The 21273-nt window shown below is 63.6% G+C and carries 21 protein-coding genes; 9 read left to right on the forward strand and 12 right to left on the reverse strand.

Annotated features, from left to right (window positions below):
• Positions 1–333: 333 nt before the first annotated feature.
• The 5 genes from HMPREF3036_RS05560 to fdxA all read right to left on the reverse strand — a co-directional run bounded on the left by HMPREF3036_RS05560 (position 334) and on the right by fdxA (position 4206).
• Positions 334–1545, reverse strand: a complete 1212-nt coding sequence (locus HMPREF3036_RS05560; RefSeq protein ID WP_005435843.1) for an aminotransferase-like domain-containing protein — start codon at positions 1543–1545, stop codon at positions 334–336.
• 222 nt (positions 1546–1767) lie between these two features.
• Positions 1768–2436: an endonuclease III gene (nth, locus tag HMPREF3036_RS05565; RefSeq protein ID WP_051009055.1), complete on the reverse strand. Its 669-nt coding sequence runs from the start codon at positions 2434–2436 to the stop codon at positions 1768–1770.
• On the reverse strand, positions 2436–3056 hold the full coding sequence (locus tag HMPREF3036_RS05570; RefSeq protein ID WP_062332309.1) for an RnfABCDGE type electron transport complex subunit B: 621 nt from the start codon (positions 3054–3056) through the stop codon (positions 2436–2438). The genes nth and HMPREF3036_RS05570 overlap by 1 nt, the downstream gene beginning before the upstream one ends.
• A 24-nt stretch (positions 3057–3080) precedes the next feature.
• Positions 3081–3809, reverse strand: a complete 729-nt coding sequence (locus HMPREF3036_RS05575) for a ferredoxin--NADP reductase (RefSeq protein WP_062332312.1) — start codon at positions 3807–3809, stop codon at positions 3081–3083.
• Between the two features lie 73 nt (positions 3810–3882).
• Positions 3883–4206: a ferredoxin FdxA gene (gene fdxA / locus HMPREF3036_RS05580; protein ID WP_005435847.1), complete on the reverse strand. Its 324-nt coding sequence runs from the start codon at positions 4204–4206 to the stop codon at positions 3883–3885.
• 172 nt (positions 4207–4378) lie between these two features.
• Here fdxA and dinB point away from each other — a divergent pair, with 172 nt between their 5' ends.
• A complete protein-coding gene (gene dinB, locus HMPREF3036_RS05585; RefSeq protein ID WP_231853578.1) occupies positions 4379–5542 on the forward strand; it encodes a DNA polymerase IV in 1164 nt (387 codons plus the stop codon).
• Between the two features lie 74 nt (positions 5543–5616).
• On the opposite strand, the gene HMPREF3036_RS05590 is transcribed toward dinB, so the two are convergent.
• Both HMPREF3036_RS05590 and HMPREF3036_RS05595 read right to left on the reverse strand, forming a co-directional pair.
• On the reverse strand, positions 5617–6396 hold the full coding sequence (locus tag HMPREF3036_RS05590) for a BPSS1780 family membrane protein (RefSeq protein WP_005435849.1): 780 nt from the start codon (positions 6394–6396) through the stop codon (positions 5617–5619).
• A gap of 12 nt (positions 6397–6408) precedes the next feature.
• A complete protein-coding gene (locus tag HMPREF3036_RS05595) occupies positions 6409–6852 on the reverse strand; it encodes a hypothetical protein (RefSeq protein WP_005435850.1) in 444 nt (147 codons plus the stop codon).
• A gap of 300 nt (positions 6853–7152) precedes the next feature.
• Between HMPREF3036_RS05595 and polA the strand changes: the two genes are divergently transcribed.
• Positions 7153–9996: a DNA polymerase I gene (gene polA / locus HMPREF3036_RS05600; protein WP_062332314.1), complete on the forward strand. Its 2844-nt coding sequence runs from the start codon at positions 7153–7155 to the stop codon at positions 9994–9996.
• Positions 9997–10087: 91 nt separating this feature from the next.
• On the opposite strand, the gene HMPREF3036_RS05605 is transcribed toward polA, so the two are convergent.
• Positions 10088–10513 (reverse strand): META domain-containing protein, encoded by a 426-nt coding sequence (locus HMPREF3036_RS05605; protein ID WP_062332317.1) that lies wholly within the window; start codon positions 10511–10513, stop codon positions 10088–10090.
• Between the two features lie 333 nt (positions 10514–10846).
• Between HMPREF3036_RS05605 and HMPREF3036_RS05610 the strand changes: the two genes are divergently transcribed.
• Positions 10847–11203 (forward strand): NirD/YgiW/YdeI family stress tolerance protein, encoded by a 357-nt coding sequence (locus HMPREF3036_RS05610; RefSeq protein ID WP_005435859.1) that lies wholly within the window; start codon positions 10847–10849, stop codon positions 11201–11203.
• Positions 11204–11291: 88 nt separating this feature from the next.
• Here the strand turns inward: HMPREF3036_RS05610 and HMPREF3036_RS05615 are convergent, their stop codons facing one another.
• Entirely contained in the window at positions 11292–12524 is a 1233-nt protein-coding gene (locus tag HMPREF3036_RS05615) for a dicarboxylate/amino acid:cation symporter (RefSeq protein ID WP_005435860.1), read from the reverse strand.
• Between the two features lie 391 nt (positions 12525–12915).
• Here HMPREF3036_RS05615 and HMPREF3036_RS05620 point away from each other — a divergent pair, with 391 nt between their 5' ends.
• Positions 12916–13734 (forward strand): ZIP family metal transporter, encoded by an 819-nt coding sequence (locus tag HMPREF3036_RS05620; protein WP_005435861.1) that lies wholly within the window; start codon positions 12916–12918, stop codon positions 13732–13734.
• Positions 13735–13809: 75 nt separating this feature from the next.
• Here the strand turns inward: HMPREF3036_RS05620 and HMPREF3036_RS05625 are convergent, their stop codons facing one another.
• On the reverse strand, positions 13810–14670 hold the full coding sequence (locus HMPREF3036_RS05625; RefSeq protein ID WP_005435862.1) for a DMT family transporter: 861 nt from the start codon (positions 14668–14670) through the stop codon (positions 13810–13812).
• Between the two features lie 169 nt (positions 14671–14839).
• On the opposite strand from HMPREF3036_RS05625, the gene xseB reads away from it, so the two are divergent.
• The 3 genes from xseB to dxs are packed head-to-tail and all read left to right on the forward strand — an operon-like array spanning position 14840 to position 17942.
• Positions 14840–15067, forward strand: a complete 228-nt coding sequence (gene xseB / locus HMPREF3036_RS05630) for an exodeoxyribonuclease VII small subunit (protein WP_005435863.1) — start codon at positions 14840–14842, stop codon at positions 15065–15067.
• A gap of 46 nt (positions 15068–15113) precedes the next feature.
• Positions 15114–16037, forward strand: a complete 924-nt coding sequence (locus HMPREF3036_RS05635; RefSeq protein ID WP_062332321.1) for a polyprenyl synthetase family protein — start codon at positions 15114–15116, stop codon at positions 16035–16037.
• A gap of 33 nt (positions 16038–16070) precedes the next feature.
• Positions 16071–17942, forward strand: coding sequence for a 1-deoxy-D-xylulose-5-phosphate synthase (gene dxs, locus HMPREF3036_RS05640; RefSeq protein WP_062332324.1), 1872 nt, complete (start codon positions 16071–16073; stop codon positions 17940–17942).
• A gap of 89 nt (positions 17943–18031) precedes the next feature.
• Here dxs and HMPREF3036_RS05645 read toward each other — a convergent pair whose 3' ends face one another.
• Positions 18032–18523 carry a YajQ family cyclic di-GMP-binding protein gene (locus HMPREF3036_RS05645; RefSeq protein ID WP_005435866.1) on the reverse strand — a complete coding sequence of 164 codons (492 nt, stop codon included), beginning with the start codon at positions 18521–18523 and terminating at the stop codon, positions 18032–18034.
• Between the two features lie 197 nt (positions 18524–18720).
• Here HMPREF3036_RS05645 and murB point away from each other — a divergent pair, with 197 nt between their 5' ends.
• Both murB and HMPREF3036_RS05655 read left to right on the forward strand, forming a co-directional pair.
• Entirely contained in the window at positions 18721–19752 is a 1032-nt protein-coding gene (gene murB / locus HMPREF3036_RS05650; RefSeq protein WP_005435867.1) for a UDP-N-acetylmuramate dehydrogenase, read from the forward strand.
• Positions 19753–19961: 209 nt separating this feature from the next.
• Positions 19962–20633, forward strand: coding sequence for a PAQR family membrane homeostasis protein TrhA (locus HMPREF3036_RS05655; protein ID WP_005435868.1), 672 nt, complete (start codon positions 19962–19964; stop codon positions 20631–20633).
• 78 nt (positions 20634–20711) lie between these two features.
• Here HMPREF3036_RS05655 and rpsT read toward each other — a convergent pair whose 3' ends face one another.
• Entirely contained in the window at positions 20712–20975 is a 264-nt protein-coding gene (gene rpsT / locus HMPREF3036_RS05660; protein ID WP_005435869.1) for a 30S ribosomal protein S20, read from the reverse strand.
• Positions 20976–21273 lie beyond the last annotated feature (298 nt).

The raw sequence follows: 21273 nt of genomic DNA on the forward strand, positions 1-21273 counted from the left end.
GAACGGCGGATTTCGCAATGAAGAACGGACTAATCGAGCCTTTGTTGCTTGATGCGAAAACACCTCCTCCAAAGACCTTAGTTTTGGCCTTTTCGATTGAACAAGAGGTCTTTCAAAGGTGTATCTATTGTCGACAAAATGGCCTTTCGGGTCGCTTTCGGTTCTGTCTCTGCTCGACAAAAACAAAGCCCGCAGGGAGGCCTGCGGGCCGGAGGGCGGATGTGAAGTATGTGAAAGGGCCTGACGGTCGATGCCTGTCAGGCCCTTGGCGGCGGAGCGGGCGCACGTCTTGAGCGTGCGCCGCCTGTGTCGGGGAGAAAGATCGGGAAAATCTCAGAGGAAGGTCTTGAGCGCTTCGGCGACGGACTTGATGCCCGCCACGATCTTCTCGGACGGGACCGTCACGAAGGAGAGTCGGCAGTGGTTGACCTCGGGATTGTCCGTGTAGAAGGCTACGCCGGGCACGAAGCCGACGGGCACGTCGGACGCGAGGACCTTCTTCATCAGGTCGGCGGAGTCGACGTTCTTCGGGAGGTTGAGCCAGATGAACATGCCGCCCGTGGGCTTCGTCCAGCTGACTTCGGGGTGTTTGGGCATGAACTCCTCGAGGCTGTCGAGCATGACCTTGGCCTTTTCGGCGTAGAGGCGTCGGACGGCGGGGAGGTGTTCGCTGAAGAGGTCCTGGTCGAGCACGCGGGCGGTGATGAGCTGGGTGTAGGTGCTCGTGTGCAGGTCCATGGAGGTCTTCATCTGCTTGAGGGCGTTGAGGACGTGCTTGGGACCGCAGATGTAGCCGAGGCGGAAGCCGGGGGCGAGCACCTTGGACATCGTGCCGAGGCGCAGCGTGCGCTCGGGTGCGAAGGCTCGCAGGGAGACAGGCGGACGCTCTGCGTAGTAGAGCTCGCCGTAGGGATTGTCCTCGATGAGCCAGAAGTCGTACTGACGGGCCTTTTCGGCGAGCTTGCGGCGGCGTTCTTCGCTGATCGTGCGGCCGGTCGGGTTCTGGTAGGTGGGCATCACGTAGGCAAACTTGGCGCCCGCGACGCGGTCGTCGATCAGGTCGGGGTTGAGGCCCTCATCGTCGGTCGGCAGGCTGACGAACTTCGGCTTGCAGAGCTCGAATGCATAGAGAGCGCCCATGTAGGTCGGCGTTTCGACGAGGACCTTGTCACCCTCGTCGGTGAAGACGCGGGCGATCATGTCGAGGGCCTGCTGGGAGCCGGAGACGATCATGACTTCGTCGGGCGTCGTGGGCACGCCGTGGTCGGTCTCGATTTTGGCGATGGCTTCGAGAAGTGCGGGCATGCCGCCCACGGCGGAGTACTGCAGAGCCACCTGCGGACACGTCTCCAGAACCCAATCGGCCGCATCCTTGATGGCTTTGACCGGGAAGCCTTCGGCGGAGGGAAGGCCGCCGGCGAAGCTGATCACTTCAGGACGGGCGGCGAGGGCGAGGATCTCGCCGATCACCGAGCTTTCCTTGGGCTTGCCGATCTGGCTGTAGGAGGGCGTCGGGGTTTGGTGGCATGTGCAGCTCTTTGTCATGATGCTTTTCCTGTTTTCAACTGAATGTTCGAATTCGAGGTTTTCTGTTCGGGGGCGGCCGTCCGAGGGCCTGTCGCCTTCATGTGATTTTAGGCAGACAAAAAACGCCCGGACATCGTCCGGGCGTCATCCGAAGGGGTTATTTCGACCTCTCTGCGTCTATGTCATGCCGTCTAGGGAAAAGCCGCTAGGACAAACTGCATAGGCGCTGGAAAACGGGAATCACTCTGACTTCGAGGGGGATCCGAAGTCGGCAAGGCGCTTCTTTTTCTCGGGGGCGTTGCACCACTGCGCGACGGGGCAGCGTTCGCATTCAGGCGAGCGGGCCTTGCAGCAGTATCGGCCGTGAAGAAGAAGCCAGTGGTGAGCCTCGTGCTTGTAGGCGTCGGGAATGATTTTCTCGAGCTTGGTTTCAATTTCGTCGGGTGTCTTGCCCTTGGCGAGTCCCGTGCGGTTTGAGACGCGGAAGATGTGCGTGTCGACGGGGATCGTCGGGTGTCCGAAGGCGACGTTGAGGACAACGTTGGCCGTCTTTCGGCCCACGCCGGGCAGGGCGACGAGCTTGTCGAAGTCCTCGGGCACCTCTCCCGCGTATTCGTCGCGAAGGATTTCGGAGAGTCTCACGACGTTCTTGGCCTTGTTGCGGTAGAGGCCGATCGTCTGAATGAAGGGCGTGAGGCCCTCGACGCCGAGTGCGGCGATCTGCTCGGCCGTGTTCGCAACAGGAAAGAGTCTGGCCGTCGCGATGTTGACGCCCTTGTCGGTCGCCTGTGCGGAGAGCACGACGGCGACGAGAAGCTCGAAGGGCGTCGTCCAGTTGAGTTCGCTCTCGGGATTCGGGTGCGCGGCGGCGAGCGCCGCCATGAATGCGCCGCGGTCTGCAGCTTTGATCATGTCAGTCCTCCTCTGTTGTCGCCGGCGTTTGCACGGCGGGCTCGAGCCATGATGTCCGCGATAAGCGCGGAGGGGCCGCCGGCGGCCTTTTCAGCCGCAGGCTTTCGGAGTGCGTCGAGTCGGGCGAGGTCCTCGGCCTCGAGGCGCTCGCGGCGGGCTGCGGCATTCCGATGGTGCTCTCTCGCCCTGTGCGCATCCTCCAGCGTCCACGTCCTTCCGTTTTCGACCATGTCGATCGCGTCCATGGGACAGGCTGGCAGGCAGAGCGCGCAGCCCGTGCAACGCTCCTCCACGATGCCGTGCAGGTGCTTGGGAGAGCCTGCAATGGCGTCGGTCGGACAGACGCGGATGCACCAGGCGCAACCGATGCAGTCACGCGCGCGGATGCGTGCGACGGCGAAGGGCACTTCGCGTCCGTATTCGGGATCGAGCGGCACGACGGGGCGGTCTGTGGCGGCGGCAAGACGGGCGATGCCCTCCGCACCGCCGGGCGCGCATCGGTTGATGGCCGCGCCTTCCTCAAGAATGGCGCGGGCGTATGCGAGGCACCCGTCGCAGCCGCACTGGCGGCACTGCGTCTGCGGGAGCAGGTCGTCGATTTCCTCAAGCGTAGTCATGGGTCTGGCGGGGGGAATGGTTGCTTACCAAAGGGATTCCACGAGAAGCTGGCCCGGCTTGCCCAGACGCGGCGATACGATGCCGCGGGCCTTCATGAGGGCGCGGGTCTCGCGGATGAAGTCGGGGTTGCCGCACAGGAGCAGACGGGCGGATTCGGGCGTGAAAGCGGCACCGGCCTTCGCTTCAAGGGCACCCGATTCGATGAGCGCGGGAATGCGCCCCGTGAGTTCGCCCGCTTCGCGGGAGGCGGCCGTGAGGATCGTGAGCGGAATCCGAGCCTCGCTCTCGGCGTAGGCGGCCAGGCGGTCGACCTCCTCACGGGTGCGAGCACCAATGACGAGGATGTGCTTTTTCCAGGCGCCAAGCGTGCCTTCGTCGCCCGTCATGGCGATGAAGGGCGCAAGGCCGGAGCCCGTCGCGAGCATCCAGACCGTGTCGCCGCCCGGAATGCGGGCGGGGAGAAGGTTCCCCTGGGCTTCGCCGTCGAGCAGGACTTCGTCGCCCGGATTGAGGGCGCACAGGCGGGGTGAGAGTGCGCCGCCTTCGACGGATTTCACGAGAAAGCGCAGGCCTTCGGCTTTGGGCGAGCCTGCGATCGAGTAGGCGCGGAAGACGGGCTCGTCGCCGTCGGTGGCAAGGCCGATGCGGGCGAACTGCCCCGCATCGAAGGTCCAGCCCTCGGGACGGGTGAAGAGGAGTTCGTAAACGGCGGGCGCGACTTCGCGGCGGCTCGTGAGCTTGACGGTCTGCATGGCGGCAGCCTCCGGGTGGAAGATGATGAAAAAAATGGCGGCCCTTCGCAAGAGCCGCCATTGCCAGCGCTTGTCAGCGCTTGAGGAACTTCAGCTTGCCCTTGACGCCGTGGTACTGGTCGGCGTCGTCAGGGTAGGGCTTGCGGCGCGTAATGGAGGGCCATTCGCGGGCGAGCTCGGCGTTGAGCGCGATGAATTCCTGCTGATCCTCAGGGACGTCCTCTTCGGCGAAGATGGCTGCTTCCGGGCATTCGGGGATGCACACGGCGCAGTCGATGCATTCGTCGGGGTCGATCACGAGAAAGTTCGGGCCTTCGCGGAAGCAGTCGACAGGGCAGACGTCGACGCAGTCGGTGCGCTTGCAGCCGATGCAGGCTTCGCAGACAACATGAGGCATTGAAGGAATCTCCTTGGATTTGAGGGTACGAAATGTAAGAAAGAGATTGTAGTCCTTTTGCAACCCGCAGACCATGTCCGAAAGACGGAATTTGGAGGTAGACGGCGCCTCGATGCCCTGCGATCTGATTTATCCTGTCGTTCGAAATCCCCCTTTCCCGACAATGACGACCATGGCAACACGTCCTCCCGCTTCACAGTCAGTTCCCGCATGCGTTTCCGCAGGAAACGGGGCCGAAGGCCTCACGCTTGTGCGCAACGTCTCGCGCAGGATCGTGCACGTCGACATGGACGCATTCTATGCCTCGGTCGAGCAGCGTGACCGCCCCGAGCTTCGGGGACGCCCGATCGCGGTCGGACACGCTCAGGGGCGCGGCGTCGTTGCGACGGCAAGCTACGAGGCGAGGCGCTTCGGCGTGCACAGCGCCATGCCGAGTTCGAGGGCGCGCGAGCTCTGTCCCGAACTGATCTTCGTCGAGGGACGAATGAGCCACTACAAGGCCGTCTCCTGTCAGATCCACGAGATCTTCAGGCGCTATACCGACGTGATCGAGCCCATCAGCCTTGACGAGGCCTTTCTCGACGTGACCGTCAACAAGCAGGGGCTCGCCCTCGGCGTCGAGGTGGCGGTCGCCATCAAGCGCGCGATCCGCGAGGAGCTCGGCCTTGTGGCGAGCGCCGGCGTCTCCTACAACAAGTTCCTCGCCAAGGTCGCTTCCGACTGGCGAAAGCCCGACGGTCTCTGCACGATCCATCCCGAAAGGGCGATCGACTTCATCGACCGCCTGCCCGTAGAGGCCTTCTGGGGCGTGGGCCCCGCCACGGCCGCCAGACTCCATGCGCTCGGCATCAGAACGGCGCCTGAACTCCGAGCCGTGCCGCTCTCCGATCTGATGCGCCACTTCGGACAGTCTGGCTACGATTTCTACCGCTTCGTGCGCGGGATCGACGACAGGCCCGTGAGGTCGAGCCGCGTTCGCAAGAGCGTCGGGTGCGAGAGGACCTTTGAGCGGGACGTCAGGGATCCCGTGCGCCTGAGGGGGATCATCGGAGAGCTTGCCGCCGATCTTGCCTTCAGGCTCGGCCGCGCGGACTTTGCAGGAATCACGCTTTCACTCAAGGTGAGAAGCCACGACTTCACGACGCGCACGCGCTCGGTGGCGGCCGAGGTTCCCTATGATGCGAACGCCATGACGAGGCTGGCGGAGGATGCCTGCAGGCTTCTGGCGGGCATGGAGATTCCGAAGGGCGGCGTCAGGCTGCTGGGGCTTGCCGTGGGATCGCCCGCGCAGAGGGACGACGGACAGCCCTCGCTTTTTGAGGGGCTCGAGGCGTGAGGATGTGAAGAAGGCCGCGGTGACGCGGCCTTCCTTGATGATGTCGACAGGGTCGACAATGAGCTCAGGCGGACTCAGTCGAGACGCTCGAAGAGGTTTTTCGGACCGAAGAGGTCGCGGTACATCGGCCAGACGCAGGCCTGAGCGATCGTCGTGACGAGGATCGCGATGATCGGCGTGATGTAGGTCGTGGCGCCGCCGAGCCCGGCGGCAAGGCCCGCACCGACGGTGAGAAATACCGCCGCGCTCGTCATCAGCACGAGGAGGACGGCCGTCGTGAGGCAGGCCGAGAAGTTCCTCAGGATGCCGAAGAAGGAGTAGAAGAAGCTCTTGCCCGCGCCCTGGCCCGCGTCCGCAATGAGAAGCGGCGCGAAGAGCGTCGCCATGAAGAGCGGAGTGTAGAGGACAAGCGCCGCCGCAACGCCTGCGGACGGGAAGTGTGCCGCGACGCTTTCGGGGTCGATCGCCCCCTCGACCATCTTCCACTGCGCGATCTGGTCGGCGGAAAGCAGCTGGAAGACGAGCATGACGAGCTCAAGCACGCCGGCGCTGATGAGGCCCACGGCGATGAGGTGCAGGCGCATGCCCTGCTTCCTGAAGGCGGCGAGAAGCGGTGCGTATCCGGGAAGCCTGTCTGCGAGCGCCTCGCGGGCGGCAAAACCCGTGAGCACGGCTCCGAACGGCATCCAGACGCCTGCGAGGATCGTGCCCACGACGGGCAGGCCCGAGAGCAGGCCGCTTATGAGGACGTAGAAGACGACGATGCCGACGAGCCCGAGCGGCCGGTTCCTGAGGGCGCGGACGCCCTCGCCGAACCAACGCAGGCCGTCGGCGTAATTGAATGCTTGTGCCATAAAGGGATGCGGTTACCAGCCGAGTTCGATGAACTTGGTCGTGCCGAGCGTACTCTTGGAGTTGCCCGCAGGCGAGGAGTCGATCGGACGTTCGGCCCTGTTCTCGATGCGATAGGGGATCTGGGTGGTGCCCGGCGTCACGACGTATTCGGTGACGCGGTTGTTTTCGTCACGGACCTCCTCGATCTTGGTCTGGCGGTCGAACTTGGGCGGCAGATGGCCGTGGGCGCGCTCCTCGCGGGCCTTCTCCATGTCGGCCTTGCTCGGAAGGAGCGGGTTGGCCTCCTCGGCGGACGGCTTGCGGGCTGCGGGTCCGGACTGCGGAGCGGGCTTCTCGACCTTCACGTCGCCCGCGTACGGGGGCGGCGCGTCGTTCGGAGCCGAAGGAGCCGCGCAGGCGGCGGTCGAAACGGCGATGAGACAGAGGGCGGACAGGCAGTTTCTGGTTTTTGTCATGGCTAATCCTTTGCGCCGCTCGTCATGGGCTTCGCGGAAGCGGCGGCACGGTGAAGGGAGGCAGGGCCGGCGGGCGTCAGGCCCATGAATGGTCGGAATGCGCCTGCGAGACCTCCTGCGGCGCATCGCGGCCCTGTCAGTCCAATTGTGCCACGGCGAGGCGTTCAGAGGCGACAGGCGAAGTGTGTCCGCATGTATGGATGCGTCTCTGGCTTCGCCGTGGCGGACGGCTTTTTCGGCTATTCTTACGGCAGCCGGTTTTTACGGCCCATTCATACATTTGCAGCAACGACTTCCAACATGTCCAAGATTCTTCTCATCGACGGCTCCAACTATCTTTTCCGCGCCTTTCACGGCCTTCCCGACCTTCGCACGAGTTCGGGCGAGCCGACGGGGGCCGTCCGGGGCTTTCTGGGCATGCTCGGCAAGGTCTGGGCGCTTGCCAAGCCCGATCACGCCGTCATCATCTTCGACGCGCAGGGGAAGAACTTCCGCCACGAGATGTTCCCCGAGTACAAGAGCAACCGCCCGCCGATGCCCGACGACCTGCGCGTGCAGATCGAACCGCTTCACGGCATTCTGAAGGACCTCGGCTGGCCCGTCGTTTCGGTGCCCGGCGTCGAGGCTGACGACGTGATCGCGACGATCGCCGAAAAGGCGCGCGCCGCGGGCATGAAGAGCATCATCGCCACGGGCGACAAGGACATGGCCCAGCTCGTCGACGACGACATCGTGCTCATCAACACGATGAACGTGAAGTTCTACGACCGCGAGGGCGTCATTGAAAAGTACGGCGTTCCGCCTGAGCGCATCGTCGACTACCTCTCCCTCATGGGCGACAAGGTCGACAACGTGCCCGGCATCGAGAAGTGCGGTCCGAAGACCGCCGCCAAGTGGATCGCCGAATACGGTGACCTTGAGGGCGTCAAGGCTCATGCGGGTGAAGTGAAGGGCAAGGCGGGCGAATATCTGCGCGCGGGGCTTGCCTTCCTTGACGACGCACGCCGCCTCACCACGATCTGTCGTACGGTCAAGCTTCCCGAGGGATGCGTGCCTGAGGCCCTCGTCGTGAAGCCCGCCGATCCCGATGCTGTCTCCGCCTTCTGCCGTCGCTGGGAGATGTCGCTCTCGACCCTCAAGCGCGCCGCGCCTTCCGGCATCGGCGCCTCCGCCGAGCCTGCGGCGACAGGGACGGCCGAGCCCGACGATCTCGGCGGACTCTTTTCCAGAGAGGCCTTTGCGGCCGAGGCGCTTGCCGCCAAGCCTGCTCCGAAGCCCGCTCCCGCCAAAAAGGCGGCGCCCGCCGCACCCGTGATGCAGGTGAGCTTCTCGCCCGCGCTGGCCGAGCGTCCCGACGAGCTGCCCGTGACCGAAATCGCCGACCGCATGACGCTCGAGCTGTTCGCAGGCAGGCTGCTCGACGAGAGCCGCGCCATGCCCGTCGCGCTTACGATGCTCTGGGACGGCGACGCCCGTCATGCAGAGCCTGCCGCGCTCGGCGTCGCGCTTTCCATCAAGGACGTCTTCGTGATCCGCTTCACGGAGGAGCTCCCCGTCGCGCACGTCATGGACGTGATGCGTCCCTGGCTCGAGGGTTCCGCCGCCAAGGTCGCACATGACGCGAAGACGCTCGCGCATGTCTTCCTCGCTCAGGGCGTGAGGCTCGGCGGCATGCTGCACGACACGATGCTGATGAGCTATGTGCTCGAGGCTCATCTGAAGCACGAGCTGCCGCTTCTTGCCGCCCGCTCGCTTGCGCGTTCGATTCCCACCCGCGAGAGCGTCGTAGGCAAGGGCGCGAAGGCCATTGCGGCAAAGGATGCTGATCCGAAGGCCGTCGTGGAGCTCCTCGGCGAGGAGGCCGCCGCAATCCGTGCGCTTCATGCCGTGCTGATGACGAGGCTCGATCTTGAGGATGGGCTGATGGCGATCTACGAAACGCTTGAGCAGCCCCTCATCGGCGTGCTCGGCCGCATGGAGGAGGCGGGGGTTGCGCTCGACGACTTCAGGCTCTCGCAACAGTCCGAAGCCCTCACCGTTCGCATCGACGGCCTTGTGGCCGACGCCTACAAGGCGGCGGGGCATGAGTTCAATCTGTCGAGTCCCAAGCAGCTCGCGCAGGTGCTCTTCACCGAGCTCGGGCTTCCCTCGAGCAAGAAGACGGGTACCGGCACGCCGTCGACGGACGAGGAGGTGCTGACGGAGCTCGCTCTCGACTATCCGTTGCCGAAGCTCATTCTCGAGCACCGTCGTCTCACGAAGCTCAAGAGCACCTATCTCGACAAGCTCCCGCGCATGGTCGACCCGAAGGACGGCCGCGTGCACACGACCTTCGGTCAGGCCGTCGCCGTGACGGGGCGTCTGGCGAGTTCGGATCCGAACCTGCAGAACATTCCCGTGCGAACCGACGAGGGCCGTGCGGTGAGGGAGGCATTCGTCGCCGAGTCGGGCAACGTGATCATCTCCGCCGACTACTCGCAGATCGAGCTTCGCATCATGGCCCACCTCTCGCAGGACAAGGGGCTTCTGGACGCCTTCGCGCGCGGCGAGGACATTCACCGTGCGACCGCAGCGGAGGTCTTCGGTCGCAAGCCCGAGGAGGTGACGGCCGACGAGCGTCGAATGGCCAAGGTCATCAACTTCGGCCTCATCTACGGCATGAGCGCCTTCGGTCTTGCCCAGAACCTGGGCATCGAGCGCCGCATGGCCGCCCATTACATCGACGAGTATTTCGCGCGCTATCCCGGCGTGCGCGTCTACATGGACGCCAAGCGCGCAGAGGCGCATGAGCGCGGCTACGTCGAGACGGCGTTCGGCCGCCGTCTCTGGATTCCCGAAATCGCGAGCTCGCGCAAGCCCGTTCAGGCGGCCGCCGAGCGCGCGGCCATCAATGCGCCCATGCAGGGCACTGCGGCGGACCTCATCAAGAAGGCCATGATTGCGGTCGACGCCTGGCTGAGAGCCGAAGGTCTTCGCTCCAGGCTCGTCCTCCAGGTGCACGACGAACTGATTCTCGAGGCGCCTGTCGAAGAGGCCGAACTCGTGCGCAGGAAGGTGCCCGAACTGATGGCCGCCGTCGCCTCGCTCTCCGTTCCGCTCGTCGCCGAGGTCGGCATGGGGGACAGCTGGGGGGCCGCGCACTGACGGCTTTCGATCCTCTTCCCCGAGAGTTGATGCAAAAGAAAAGGGAGGCCGTGAAAACGGGCCTCCCTTTTTGGAATGGTGAATCCGGATCTTATTTGCAGACGCCGGGGGCTTCGGGCACGAGCGTCATGACGAGCTTGCGCTCGGCGTCAAGGAGCCTGACCTTGTCGCCTTCGGTCTCGACGTAGACGGTCTTTCCAAGGTTGGAGAGGAAGGCGTCCTCCATCTTCATGAGTTCGGGACCGCACATGCGGCGGGTGGAGCCGAGCTGAGAGAGGTCGAGCTTGTCGCCCTGGAGTGTCCAGCCGCCGACGAGAAGATTGCAGCCTGCGTTGCCGGAGACCTTGCCGTCGGCGCCGAACTTGATGGACGGCGGGACTTCACATTCCTCGGTGGCACCGTCGGCCCACATTAGGGAGCGGCCCGCGAGGTCGGCGTTCTGGGTGCTGGTGACGGCGGTGCAGGCGGTGAGTGCGATGGCGCACGGGACGATCGCGGCGGCGTGGCGCAGCTTCATGGCAGTTTTCTCCTTTTTTTTGATGCGGTCGGGACTTGACCGCAACAGGCAAAACATACCATATTGGAGATATGAACCGACGTTTGCATCTGTATCAGAGCGTGTCATTCAATTCGCGTGTGATTCACGGGATTTCACGGCATCTCTTGCCCTAGGGCAAGCATCGGCGCATGCTTCACACGCCGCAAAGGCGCAAAATGATGGCCCATGAGAATGTGGCGCAGGCAACCCTCACGGGGCTTCAGGTGAATCCTCCGCGCCGGCGCCCGTTCGTTCATCAATCACGCATCCACGCAGGCGTTCCTCTGGGAGCGTGCCTGCAAAGGAGAAGAAATGTTCAAGTCCTGTCTGGCAGGCCTTGCGCTTGCCCTCGCACTCGGCGGCGCTCAGGCCGAGGTCACGGCGCGCCACGCCTACGTCAGCTTTGACACGGTGGCCGCCGCTCAGAAGAACGCCCGGGCCGACGAGCTCGTCTACTTCAGGGGCCACATCACGGCTGAGCCTGAGGACGGCGTTTACGTCTTCGAAGACGGCACGGGCAACGTGCGCGTCGAGATTCCGAACGAGGCCCGCACGGGCGTCACTCTGAGAAGGGACGTCCGTTACGAGGTTTTCGGCAGGGCCCTGCGCCTGCCCTTTGAGGAGTTGCGCGTTCAGGCCGAGACTCTGACGCCGATTTCGGGCAAGTAGTCCGACGATCCGATTCCGAAAGGAAAACGCCCCTGCAGTCAAGGCTGCAGGGGCGTTTTCCTGGTTTGTCAGAGCGGTTCAGCGAACCTTAGTCCGCTCCCTCGACATAGGGTTCGGAATTGAGGTCGCCCTCCATCTTGGTGACGATGACGGCGGCGGCCACGTCGCCGACCACGTTGATGGACGTGCGGATCATGTCGAGAATACGGTCGACGCCGGCGATGAGCGCAACGGCTTCGAGCGGAATGCCGACCTGCGTGAAGATGATCGTCGTCATGATCAGACCTGCGCCCGGAACGCCGGCGGTGCCGACGGCGGCGAGAACGCCCATCAGAACGATGGTGAGCTGGTCGGCCATCGTGAGCGGAAGACCGTAGACTTCAGCCGCGAAGATCGAGCAGACGCCCATGTAGATGGCCGTACCGTTCATGTTGATCGTATTGCCGAGCGGGATCGAGAAGGAGGAGATCGCCTTCGTGGAGCCGAGCTTGCGGGCGGCGTTCAGGTTGGCCGGAAGGGCGGCGGCGGACGAGCAGGTCGTGAAGGCGACGAGCCACGGTTCGAAGATGCCCTTGAGGAAGGTCATGATCGGTATGCCTGTCGCGATGCGCACGAGCGGCAGCAGGATCATACCGACGAACACGACGGTCGCGAGGAAGGCCGTGAGAATGAGGGCGCCGAGCGGAAGCAGGACGGCGAGGCCGTGACGGCTGACCGTGAACGAGATGAGGCCGAAGACGCCGATCGGGGCGTAAAGCATGACCATGTGGGTGACGCGGATCATCACGTCGCCGACGATTTCGAAGAAGTGAAGCACGGGCTTGCCGCGTTCACCAAGGCCGGAGAGGGCGAAGCCGAAGATCACCGCGAAGAAGATGATCTGAAGCATGGAGCCTTCGGCCATGGCCTGCATGGGGTTGATCGGGACGATGGCGAGCAGCGTCTTGACGAGCGGGGGCGCCACGACTTCCTTGGCCTGAAGGCCTTCGGTGGAGAGGTCAAGGCCCATGCCCGGCTGGATGATGCCTGCAAAGAGCAGGCCGCAGGCCACGGCGATGCCGGTCGTCACGGCATAGACGAGAAGCACCTTGACGGCGACACGACCGAGCTTGGACGTGTCGGAGATACCGGCGGCACCGGCAATGATCGTTGCCAGAACGAGAGGAACGACCACCATTCGGATCAGACGAATGAAGAGGTCGCCGAGCGGCTGAAGCCACGTCTGGGCGAAGGAGGAATCAACGAGCGCGCCGACTACGATACCGAGCGCGAGCCCGATCATCATCTGCCAGGCCAGACTGATTTTTATTTTGGAGGACATAATCTCCACCCCTAGCTGTTGTTACTCTTATATAGCCGCCGCACGGTTGGAAAGAGGGTGCAACGACGCTGACGGAATGTTTGCTCCCGCCTTGACTCGATTCTATTCACCTAGCTCATATATAAGACCTAGGGTAAACGCGTATTCGTCGGTGCGTGCTTCAGTTTGCTTTTACGGGAGTTTCCGAAGGGGGCGCCCAATGTACGTGGATTGCGGCGTGATGTTGATTTCGATCAAAAGGCAGTCAATGATTATTTACCTATTGGCATGGGTGCTCTTATAGGGAGCGTGCATGATGGTCGGGGCTCGGCGCTCTGTCGTAAAATGGCAACGCCCGAAAACAGGGTTTCAAGGCTGCCCTCCGCCTCTTTGACAGTCAATAGAAAACAACATGGATACTCTTTTACACATCCTTGCCGCAGGCGTTTTGACGAGAGTCCTTTCGATTTCCGTTGCCGCGCTGCTTTCCTGCCGATGGCTTGCGGGCCTCTCCGAGCAGCTCCTCGCGGTCGCCTGCGGGCTGCTTGCCGCAGTTGCGCTCACGCACCTCATTCCCGAGGCCTTTGAGATGCCCGGGGTCGAGGCGCATGATCTGGGACTCGTCATGCTCGGCACGGTCCTGCTCTTTCTGTTTCTGGAGCGGATCTTCACGCATCACGGGCACGAGGGATGCGGCGAGGCTCATCCGGGGCGTGCGGTCGCGACGGCCGTGATGACGGGAGCGGGACTGCACAACTTCGTCGACGGCGTGCTGATCGCCAGCACCTTCCTCATGGACGAGCGTGCGGGCTGGCTGGTGGCGCTTGCCGTCTGCTGCCACGAGATTCCCCAGTCGACGGGCTACATGGTGATTCTGAAGAACTGCGGACTCGATGCTCGCCGCGCCGTGCTCTGGTGCGTGGCCGCGGCGTTACCGACTCTGGCGGGCGGCGTCGCGGGGTGGGCCGCCGTGAGCTTCTCGCGTGAGGCGCTGCCCTTTGCGCTTGCCGCCTCCGCCGCCTCCTTTCTCTTCATCACGCTTCATGCCCTGCTGCCCGAGGTCTTCAGGGACTGCAGGACAAGGCGAGACGGCCTCAGGCAGCTCGTTCTCTTCATTGCGGGCGTGCTGCTGAGCACCGTCATCCTCGGCATTGGGCATGACCACGGCCACGAGGGACATGAGCATGAGAAGCCCGGCGTCCAGCTGCAGGCGGATCCTCACGGGCACTGATCCTGAAAGACCTGAATGCAAGAAGGGGCCGTATGGCGGGGTCATGAGTCCTAGCGTGCGGCCCTTTCGTTTTCATCAGGACTTCTTCTTGGCGATGACGGCGGCCCAGACGCCCGAAACCAGAATGACGGCGATGCCTGCGGCGCTCATGAGACCGACGGGTTCGTCGAAGAAGGCGAGTCCGAAGCCTGCGGCGAAGACGATGGCCGAGTACTGGAAGACGGCGGTGAGAAGCGTGTTGGCGCTGCCCCAGGAGCGGGTCATCGCAAGCTGGGCGCCCGTAGCGGTGACCGCCATGCCGAGGAGAGCGGGCGCGTTGTCCCAGGTGACGGGCGTCATGCCGCCCGCAAGCAGCAGGTGTCCGCCGAGTCCCCAGACCGTGCCGAAGAGCGTGAAGTAGAAGACGATTCGCCATTCTGGCTCCTGCATGCGGCTGAGCTGGCGGATCTGGAAGTAGGCGAGGGCCGCGAAGAAGCCGGACGTGAGACCGACGAGCGCGGGGAAGGTCTGGCCAGGAGAAAGTTCGGGCTTGAGCACGAGCGTGACGCCGAAGAAACCCAGCACGACGGCTGCGGCGCTTGCGCGGCTGAAGGACTCGCCGTTCTTTACGGCGAGGAAGATGACGATGAGGGCCATGTAGAGCGGGCTCGTGTAGTTGAGCGTCATGGCGGTGCCGAGCGGCAGTTTCGAGATTGCGTAGAACCAGATCGTGAGTGCGAACGTGCCGAGGAAGCTGCGCATGAAATGCGCACGCACGAGCGGCGTCCTCAGCGTGAAGCCCTGCGCCCATACCCAGAGTGCGATGACGGCGGCGCCGAAGGCCGAGCGGTAGAAGACGAGTTCAAGCGCGGAGAAGTCGGAGGCGCCCATGCGTGCGAAGGCGGCCATCAGGGCGAAGAGTAACGATGCGACGAGCATCCAGAGGCTTTTGATCATGATCGGCGGACGATTGCGGCGTTTGGACGGCTTGCGTGCGGGGGCGCTGGCGGAGTCCGTCAGAGAAACGCTCGGGCTTTAGGTACAATGCAGGGATATGCCCGGACAATGCGGGCGGCGCGTTTTCGGCCTTTTCGGGCCGGACGGCATTTTTGGAAGAATGACTTCGATGACAGATCTTAAACCCGTTGAGGAACTCACCTTTGAAGAGGCGCTTGAAGAGCTCGAGGAGCTCACAAGCAGCATGGCCTCCGGCGAAGCGACGCTCAAGGAAAGCGTGGCGGGGTATGCCCGCGGCACGGCGCTTCTGAAGCGCTGCAGGCGAGAGCTCGAGGAGGCGCGCAGGACAATTGAGACGCTGCGCGCCGAATCCGACGACGAGGTGGCGCCGTTCTGATCCCCTGTGGTTGCGGCGCACGACAAAAGAAGGAGAGGTGAACTCAATGACGGAAGCTTCCGAGAACGACTTCAAGGTCTGGATGACCGAGACGGCCAGACATTTCGAGTGGTATGCGGACAGCACGCTGTCCAAGCCGGGCCGCGAGCCCAGACGGCTGATCGGTGCCATGCGCTATGCGGTCCTCGGCGGCGGCAAGCGCGTGCGCGCGCTTCTGGCCTACGCCGCAGGCGCCGTTTCGGGCGCGAGCCCCGAGGCGCTTGACCGCGCGGCGCTTGCGCTTGAGCTCGTGCACGCCTATTCGCTCGTGCACGACGACATGCCCTCGATGGACAACGACACGCTTCGCCGCGGCAAACCCACGGTGCACGTGCAGTACGGCGAAGCGACCGCGATGCTCGCGGGCGACGCGCTTCAGACGGAAGCCTTCACGGTGCTCGCGGCCGTCGAACCGCCCGCTGCGGCCGCACGCCTGTGCGCCACGCTCGCCCGTGCGGCCGGCGTGCGCGGCATGTGCGGCGGTCAGGCCCTTGATCTCGCGATGGTGGGAGGGCATCCCGGCGAGGCCGAACTCCTGCGCATGCAGGCGATGAAGACCGGCGCCCTCATTCAGGCCGCCGTCCTCTGCGGTGCTCAGGCGGGCGATTGGGACAGGCTCGGCGACGGTGCCAGAGGAGGCCTTGCGGCCTATGCAGACGCGCTCGGCGTGGCCTTTCAGGTGGTCGACGACATTCTCGACTGCACGCAGGACACGGCCACCCTCGGCAAGACCGCCGGCAAGGACGAGAAGGACGACAAGCCCACCTGGGTGTCGCTCCTCGGGCTCGAGGGTGCACGTACGCGCGCCCGAGAGCTGCATGACCGCGCCAATGCCGCGCTTGCGCTCGTCTCGGCCGATCCCGCCGTCCCCGAAGGCGCGGTCGACCGTCTTGCACAGATCGCCGACTACGTGATCGCGCGCTCGCACTAAAATGACCCAACTTCACATATAGGCCGCCCTCAAGTGACTCAGCAAACGCTTCTCGACTCCATCAGATCGCCTGCGGACCTGCGCAGGCTCGACGTGCACCAGCTCCCGCAGCTCGCTCAGGAGCTCCGCGCGTTCATGGTCGAGTCCGTCTCGAAGACGGGCGGCCATCTTTCGAGCTCGCTTGGCGCGACGGAGCTCGCCATCGCGATTCACACGGCGTTCAACACGCCCGAGGACCGCGTCATCTGGGACGTCGGCCATCAGGCCTACGCCCACAAGATCCTGACGGGACGCCGTGAGGGCATGGCCACGCTGAGAAAGCACCACGGCCTCTCGGGCTTCCCGAAGCGCACGGAGTCTCCCTACGACGCCTTTGGTACCGCGCACTCCTCCACCTCGATCTCGGCCGCACTCGGCATGGCCATTGCGGCCCGCCTTGAGGAAAAGACCGACCGCTGGCACATCGCTGTGATCGGCGACGGCGCGCTGACGGGCGGCATGGCGCTCGAAGCCCTGAACGATGCGGGCGTCTGGAAGGAAGGCGTCAGGCTTCTCGTCATCCTCAACGACAACGACTGCTCGATCTCGCCGCCTGCGGGCGCGCTCTCGAATCATCTCGCGAAGATCGTCTCGACGCGCGCCTACACGTGCGCGCGCGAAATCTCCAAGCGCGTCCTCAAGCCCGTGCCCGGACTCTGGGACATCGCCAAGCGTATGGAGAAGCAGGCGATCAACTTCGTGAGTCCGCCCTCGGGCATCTTCTCGAGCTTCGACCTCAACTACTACGGTCCCGTCGACGGCCACGACGTCGTCGGACTCGTCGAGGTGCTCAAGAACCTGCGCAGGCTCAACTGCCCGTGCGTGCTGCACGTCGCGACCCAGAAGGGCAAGGGCTACGAGCCTGCTGAAATGGATCCGACGGCCTACCACGGCGTGGGCGTCTTTGATCCGCTTCTCGGCCTTCCCGAAAAGAAGCCGGGCAGACCGACCTACACCGAAGTCTTCGGGCGCTGGCTCTGCGACACGGCCGCCGCCGACAAGCGCCTCTACGGCATAACGCCCGCCATGCGCGAGGGCTCGGGACTCGTCGAGTTCGCGCGCCGCTATCCCGAGCGCTATCGCGACGTCGCCATCGCCGAGCAGCATGCGGTCACCTATGCTGCAGGCCTTGCCTGCGAGGGCATCAAGCCCGTCGTGGCGATCTACTCGACTTTCCTGCAGCGTGCGATCGACCAGGTCATTCATGACGTGGCGCTCCAGAACCTGCCCGTCGTCTTCGCAATCGACCGAGGCGGTCTGGTGGGCGCCGACGGCGCGACGCACCACGGCTTCTTCGACATTTCGCTTCTTCGCACGATTCCGAACATGACGGTGATGACGCCCTCCGACGAGAACGAGTGCCGCCTCATGCTCAACACGGCCTACTCGATGAACACGCCCGCCTCCGTCCGCTATCCGCGCGGCCGCGGCCCAGGCGTCGAGGTGACGGCCGGGGGCGGGACGATTCCCGTCGGCCGCTCGCGCACCCTGCGAAAGGGCAGTCGCGTGGCCTTCCTCGGCTTCGGCAGCATGACGAACGTGCTCGCTCCTGTTGCCGAAAAGCTCGACGGCACGCTCATCGACATGCGCTTCGTCAAGCCGATCGACGAGGAGGCCGTGCTTGAGGCCGCGCGTACGCACGATATGATCGTTTGTGCCGAAGAGGGCATGCTCATGGGAGGCGCCTGCAACGCCGTTCTCGAGGTGCTTGCCGACAACGGAGTCGTCAGGCCCGTGATGCGCTTCGGCCTGCCCGACGAGTTCATCGAACAGGGCACGCAGGCCGAGCTTCTTGAGGACGTCGGCCTCACGTCCGAGGCGATCGAGTCGAAGGTCGCCGAGAGGATTGCAAAGCTTGGCATCTGAGCCCTTTCCAAAGCTGAAGAACAAAGAGGACGCCCGAACGGGCGTCCTCTTTGTTCTTGAAGCGCAGGACGTCGTCCTGCAGCCTTTCGTTACGCGCGGAAGTTCGTGAAGTTGAGCGGAACTTCCTTCACTTCGGTCTTGAGAAGCGCGATGGCCTCCTGAAGGGCGTCGCGCTTGGCGCCCGAGACGCGCACGATGTCGCCCTGGATGGCGGCCGTGAGCTTGAGGGCCTTGGCGTTCTTGATGATGCCCTGAATGGTCTTGCCGAGTTCCTTCGTGACGCCTTCCTTCACGACGATGGTCTGCTTGAGGCAGTCGCCGCCGATCTTTTCGGGGGCCTTCGTCTCATCAAGGAAGCGCACGTCGATGCCGCGCTTGGCAAGCTTGCCGATGAGCACGTCGCGGACCTGACGGAGCTGGAAGTCGCTTTCGGCGACGAGGTAGAGTTCGAGGTCCTTCTGCTCGACAGAAGCCTTGGTGCCGCGGAAGTCGTAGCGGGTGCCGATTTCCTTCTGGGCCTGATCGACTGCGTTGCGAAGCTCGACGGCGTCGGCCTTGACTTCAACGTCAAAAGAGGGCATTTGAGTCTCCAAAAGTGTGGGCCGCGGAGCGGCCGTTGCGGGATCCGACGTTTCTACCGCATCCCGCCCCGCCTGTCAAGGCGGGATGGGACAAACCACGGGCGCGGGTGCATCTTGCGTGGGCGTGGAGCAGACCCTGCCTATAATCAAGTCAGAACTAACAACAAGGGGCGGCTCGCGACAGCCGTCAAAACGCCATGATTTCAAGCATCCAAGCCCACAGGCCGCTCGACGGCCTCACCACCTTCGGGACGCGTTCCGAAGCGGACCACTATGCCGAGGCAGGCTCTCTCGACGAGCTTGAGGCTCATCTTGCTGAAGCGAACGCCAACGGTCTGCCCGTGCACTTTCTCGGCGCGGGCGCCAATACGATCGCGATGAGCCGCGTGCCGGGCATGACGATCCGCATCACGATCAAGGGCGTGGAGATGTCCGCCGCTCCCAACGGCGACGTGCTCGTCAAGTGCGGCGCGGGCGAGGTCTTCGACGACATCGTGGCACGCACCCTCAAGGCGGGCATCGGCGGCCTTGAGAACCTCTCCGCCATTCCGGGCACGGTGGGCGGAGCCGTCGTGCAGAACATCGGCGCCTACGGCGTCGAGCTCGCTGAGCGCCTTTCCTCCGTCACGGTCTACGACCGCGCCGAAAAGGTCGTGCGCGTCCTCACCGTCGAGGAGTGCGACTTCAGCTACCGCCATAGCATCATGAAGACCGAGGCGGGCCGCAACTTCGTGGTGCTCTCCGTAACGCTGCGTCTTCCCGCCGTCTGGACGCCCGTGCTGGGCTACAAGGACCTCGAGGCCGAGATTGAGGCCCGGGGCCTCACGGCCGAAACCGTGACCGCGCCCGTCATGAGTGAGATCGTGCGGGCCGTGCGCGCCCGCAAGCTGCCCGATCCCGCAGTGATCGGGAACGCAGGCTCCTTCTTCACGAACCCGATCGTCACGAAGGTTCACTGGCACGAGCTCCTCACCAAGCATCCGAGCCTCGTCTACTACAGGCTCGGAGGCGGTCGCATGAAGCTCGCCGCCGCCTGGCTCATCGAGGCCGCAGGCTTCAAGGGCTTGGCCGAAGGTCCTGCTGGCGTCTACGAGCACCATGCGCTCATTATCGTCAACCGAGGCGGCGCCACGGGCGAGGACGTCATGGCGCTCGCTGAAAGGATTCAGAAGCGCGTCTTCGAGCTCTTCGGCGTGAAGCTCGAGATGGAGCCCGTGCGTCTGGGCTGAAGCTTGAACCGAGTCTTTTCGTGATCAATGATCATGCAAAAGGTCCGCCTGCGGACACGTTCAGCAAGCGGCTCTTTTGCTTTCCTGTCTTTGTTCGGAGCCTCCTCGGTACGAAGTGAAATAGCGCACGGTTACAACCCTGACATTTCGTTTCCACCTTTAATTTCGCATGAATACAAAATGTATGATTTGAAGGAGGATTTGCAGGCATGTCTTTCAACAGTCCTGCGGCCGCAGTCGGCTGCTATTCGACAGGCGAGGAGATCGCCAATTCGGTGACGCACGGCGTCGCTGCGCTGCTGAGCATTGCGGGGCTCGTCGTGATGCTCAGCATGATGCCCGTCACGGCGGGCGCCGCCACGATCACGGCCGCCGCAGTGTTCGGCGCGTCGATGATCTTTCTCTACACGGCTTCGACGCTCTACCATGCCATCCCGAACCTCCGCGTCAAGCGCATTCTGCAGGTGCTTGACCATTCGGCGATCTATGTCATGATCGCGGGTTCGTACACTCCGTTCTGTCTCGTCACGCTCAAGGGGACGACGGGCACGATGCTCTGCATTGCGGTCTGGTCGATCGCGCTCGCAGGCATCATCCTGCAGCCCGTACTCATGAAGAGGGCCGAGTGGCTCAACTGCCTGCTTTATCTGCTTCTCGGCTGGTGCGTCGTGTTGGTTTTCGAGCCGCTCATGGCGGCCCTGCCCTCTGCGGGCATCTGGCTTCTGGCAGCAGGCGGCGTCGTTTACTCGCTCGGCGTCATTTTCTATCTCTGGGAGCGGATCCCGTACAACCACGCCATCTGGCATCTCTTCGTGCTGGGCGGTACTGCGCTCCAGTTCTTCTCGGTTCTCTTCTACGTGCTTCCCGCGGGCGCCGCCTGAGTAGCCGCAGGGAGAGGGACGAAAAAAAACGCACCCCGCGAGGAGGTGCGTTTTTTTTGTCAGGATCCGACGTTCCGATTAGGCCATGGCCTTGATGGAAGCGGAGAGACGGCTCTTGTGGCGAGCAGCGGCGTTCGTGTGGAGAACGCCCTTGCGAGCCATGGAGTCGATCACGGATTCAGCCTTCTTGAAGGCTTCCTGAGCGGCGGCCTTGTCGCCGGCGACGATGAGCTTGCGCACGGCCTTGATGGCGGTGCGGAACTGGCTGCGCTGAGCCGAGAGGTGCATGTTGCGCACAACCATCTGGCGGGCGCGCTTGCGAGCTTGCTTGGTATTGGCCATTTTTTTAAATTCCTTGCCTGTAAATTAAACAGTTGGCGTCCAGAGCATCCCGATGGGATGCCTGATCCCGGTGTTCCCGTGGTGCGCATCATGCGCTGTCCGGACGCCGCTGCATAACCTCCGCTTGAGGCGGGGAAAGTGCATCGCGGTTGCGCGAGACACCAAAGATTTCGTGAATTTCCAGAGCCTTGCGCAACACTTCCGTCCTTCGTCCGTCTGAGGTTGGGGCATCAGTCGGCCTGTCAGAACGGAGGCTTTGAATTGCGTGACTCCGAAAAGCCCTCAACTATATCAAATT

Origin of the sequence: Sutterella sp. KLE1602, assembly GCF_001578585.1 — a bacterium.
In the GTDB taxonomy this organism is placed as follows: domain Bacteria; phylum Pseudomonadota; class Gammaproteobacteria; order Burkholderiales; family Burkholderiaceae_F; genus Sutterella; species Sutterella wadsworthensis_A.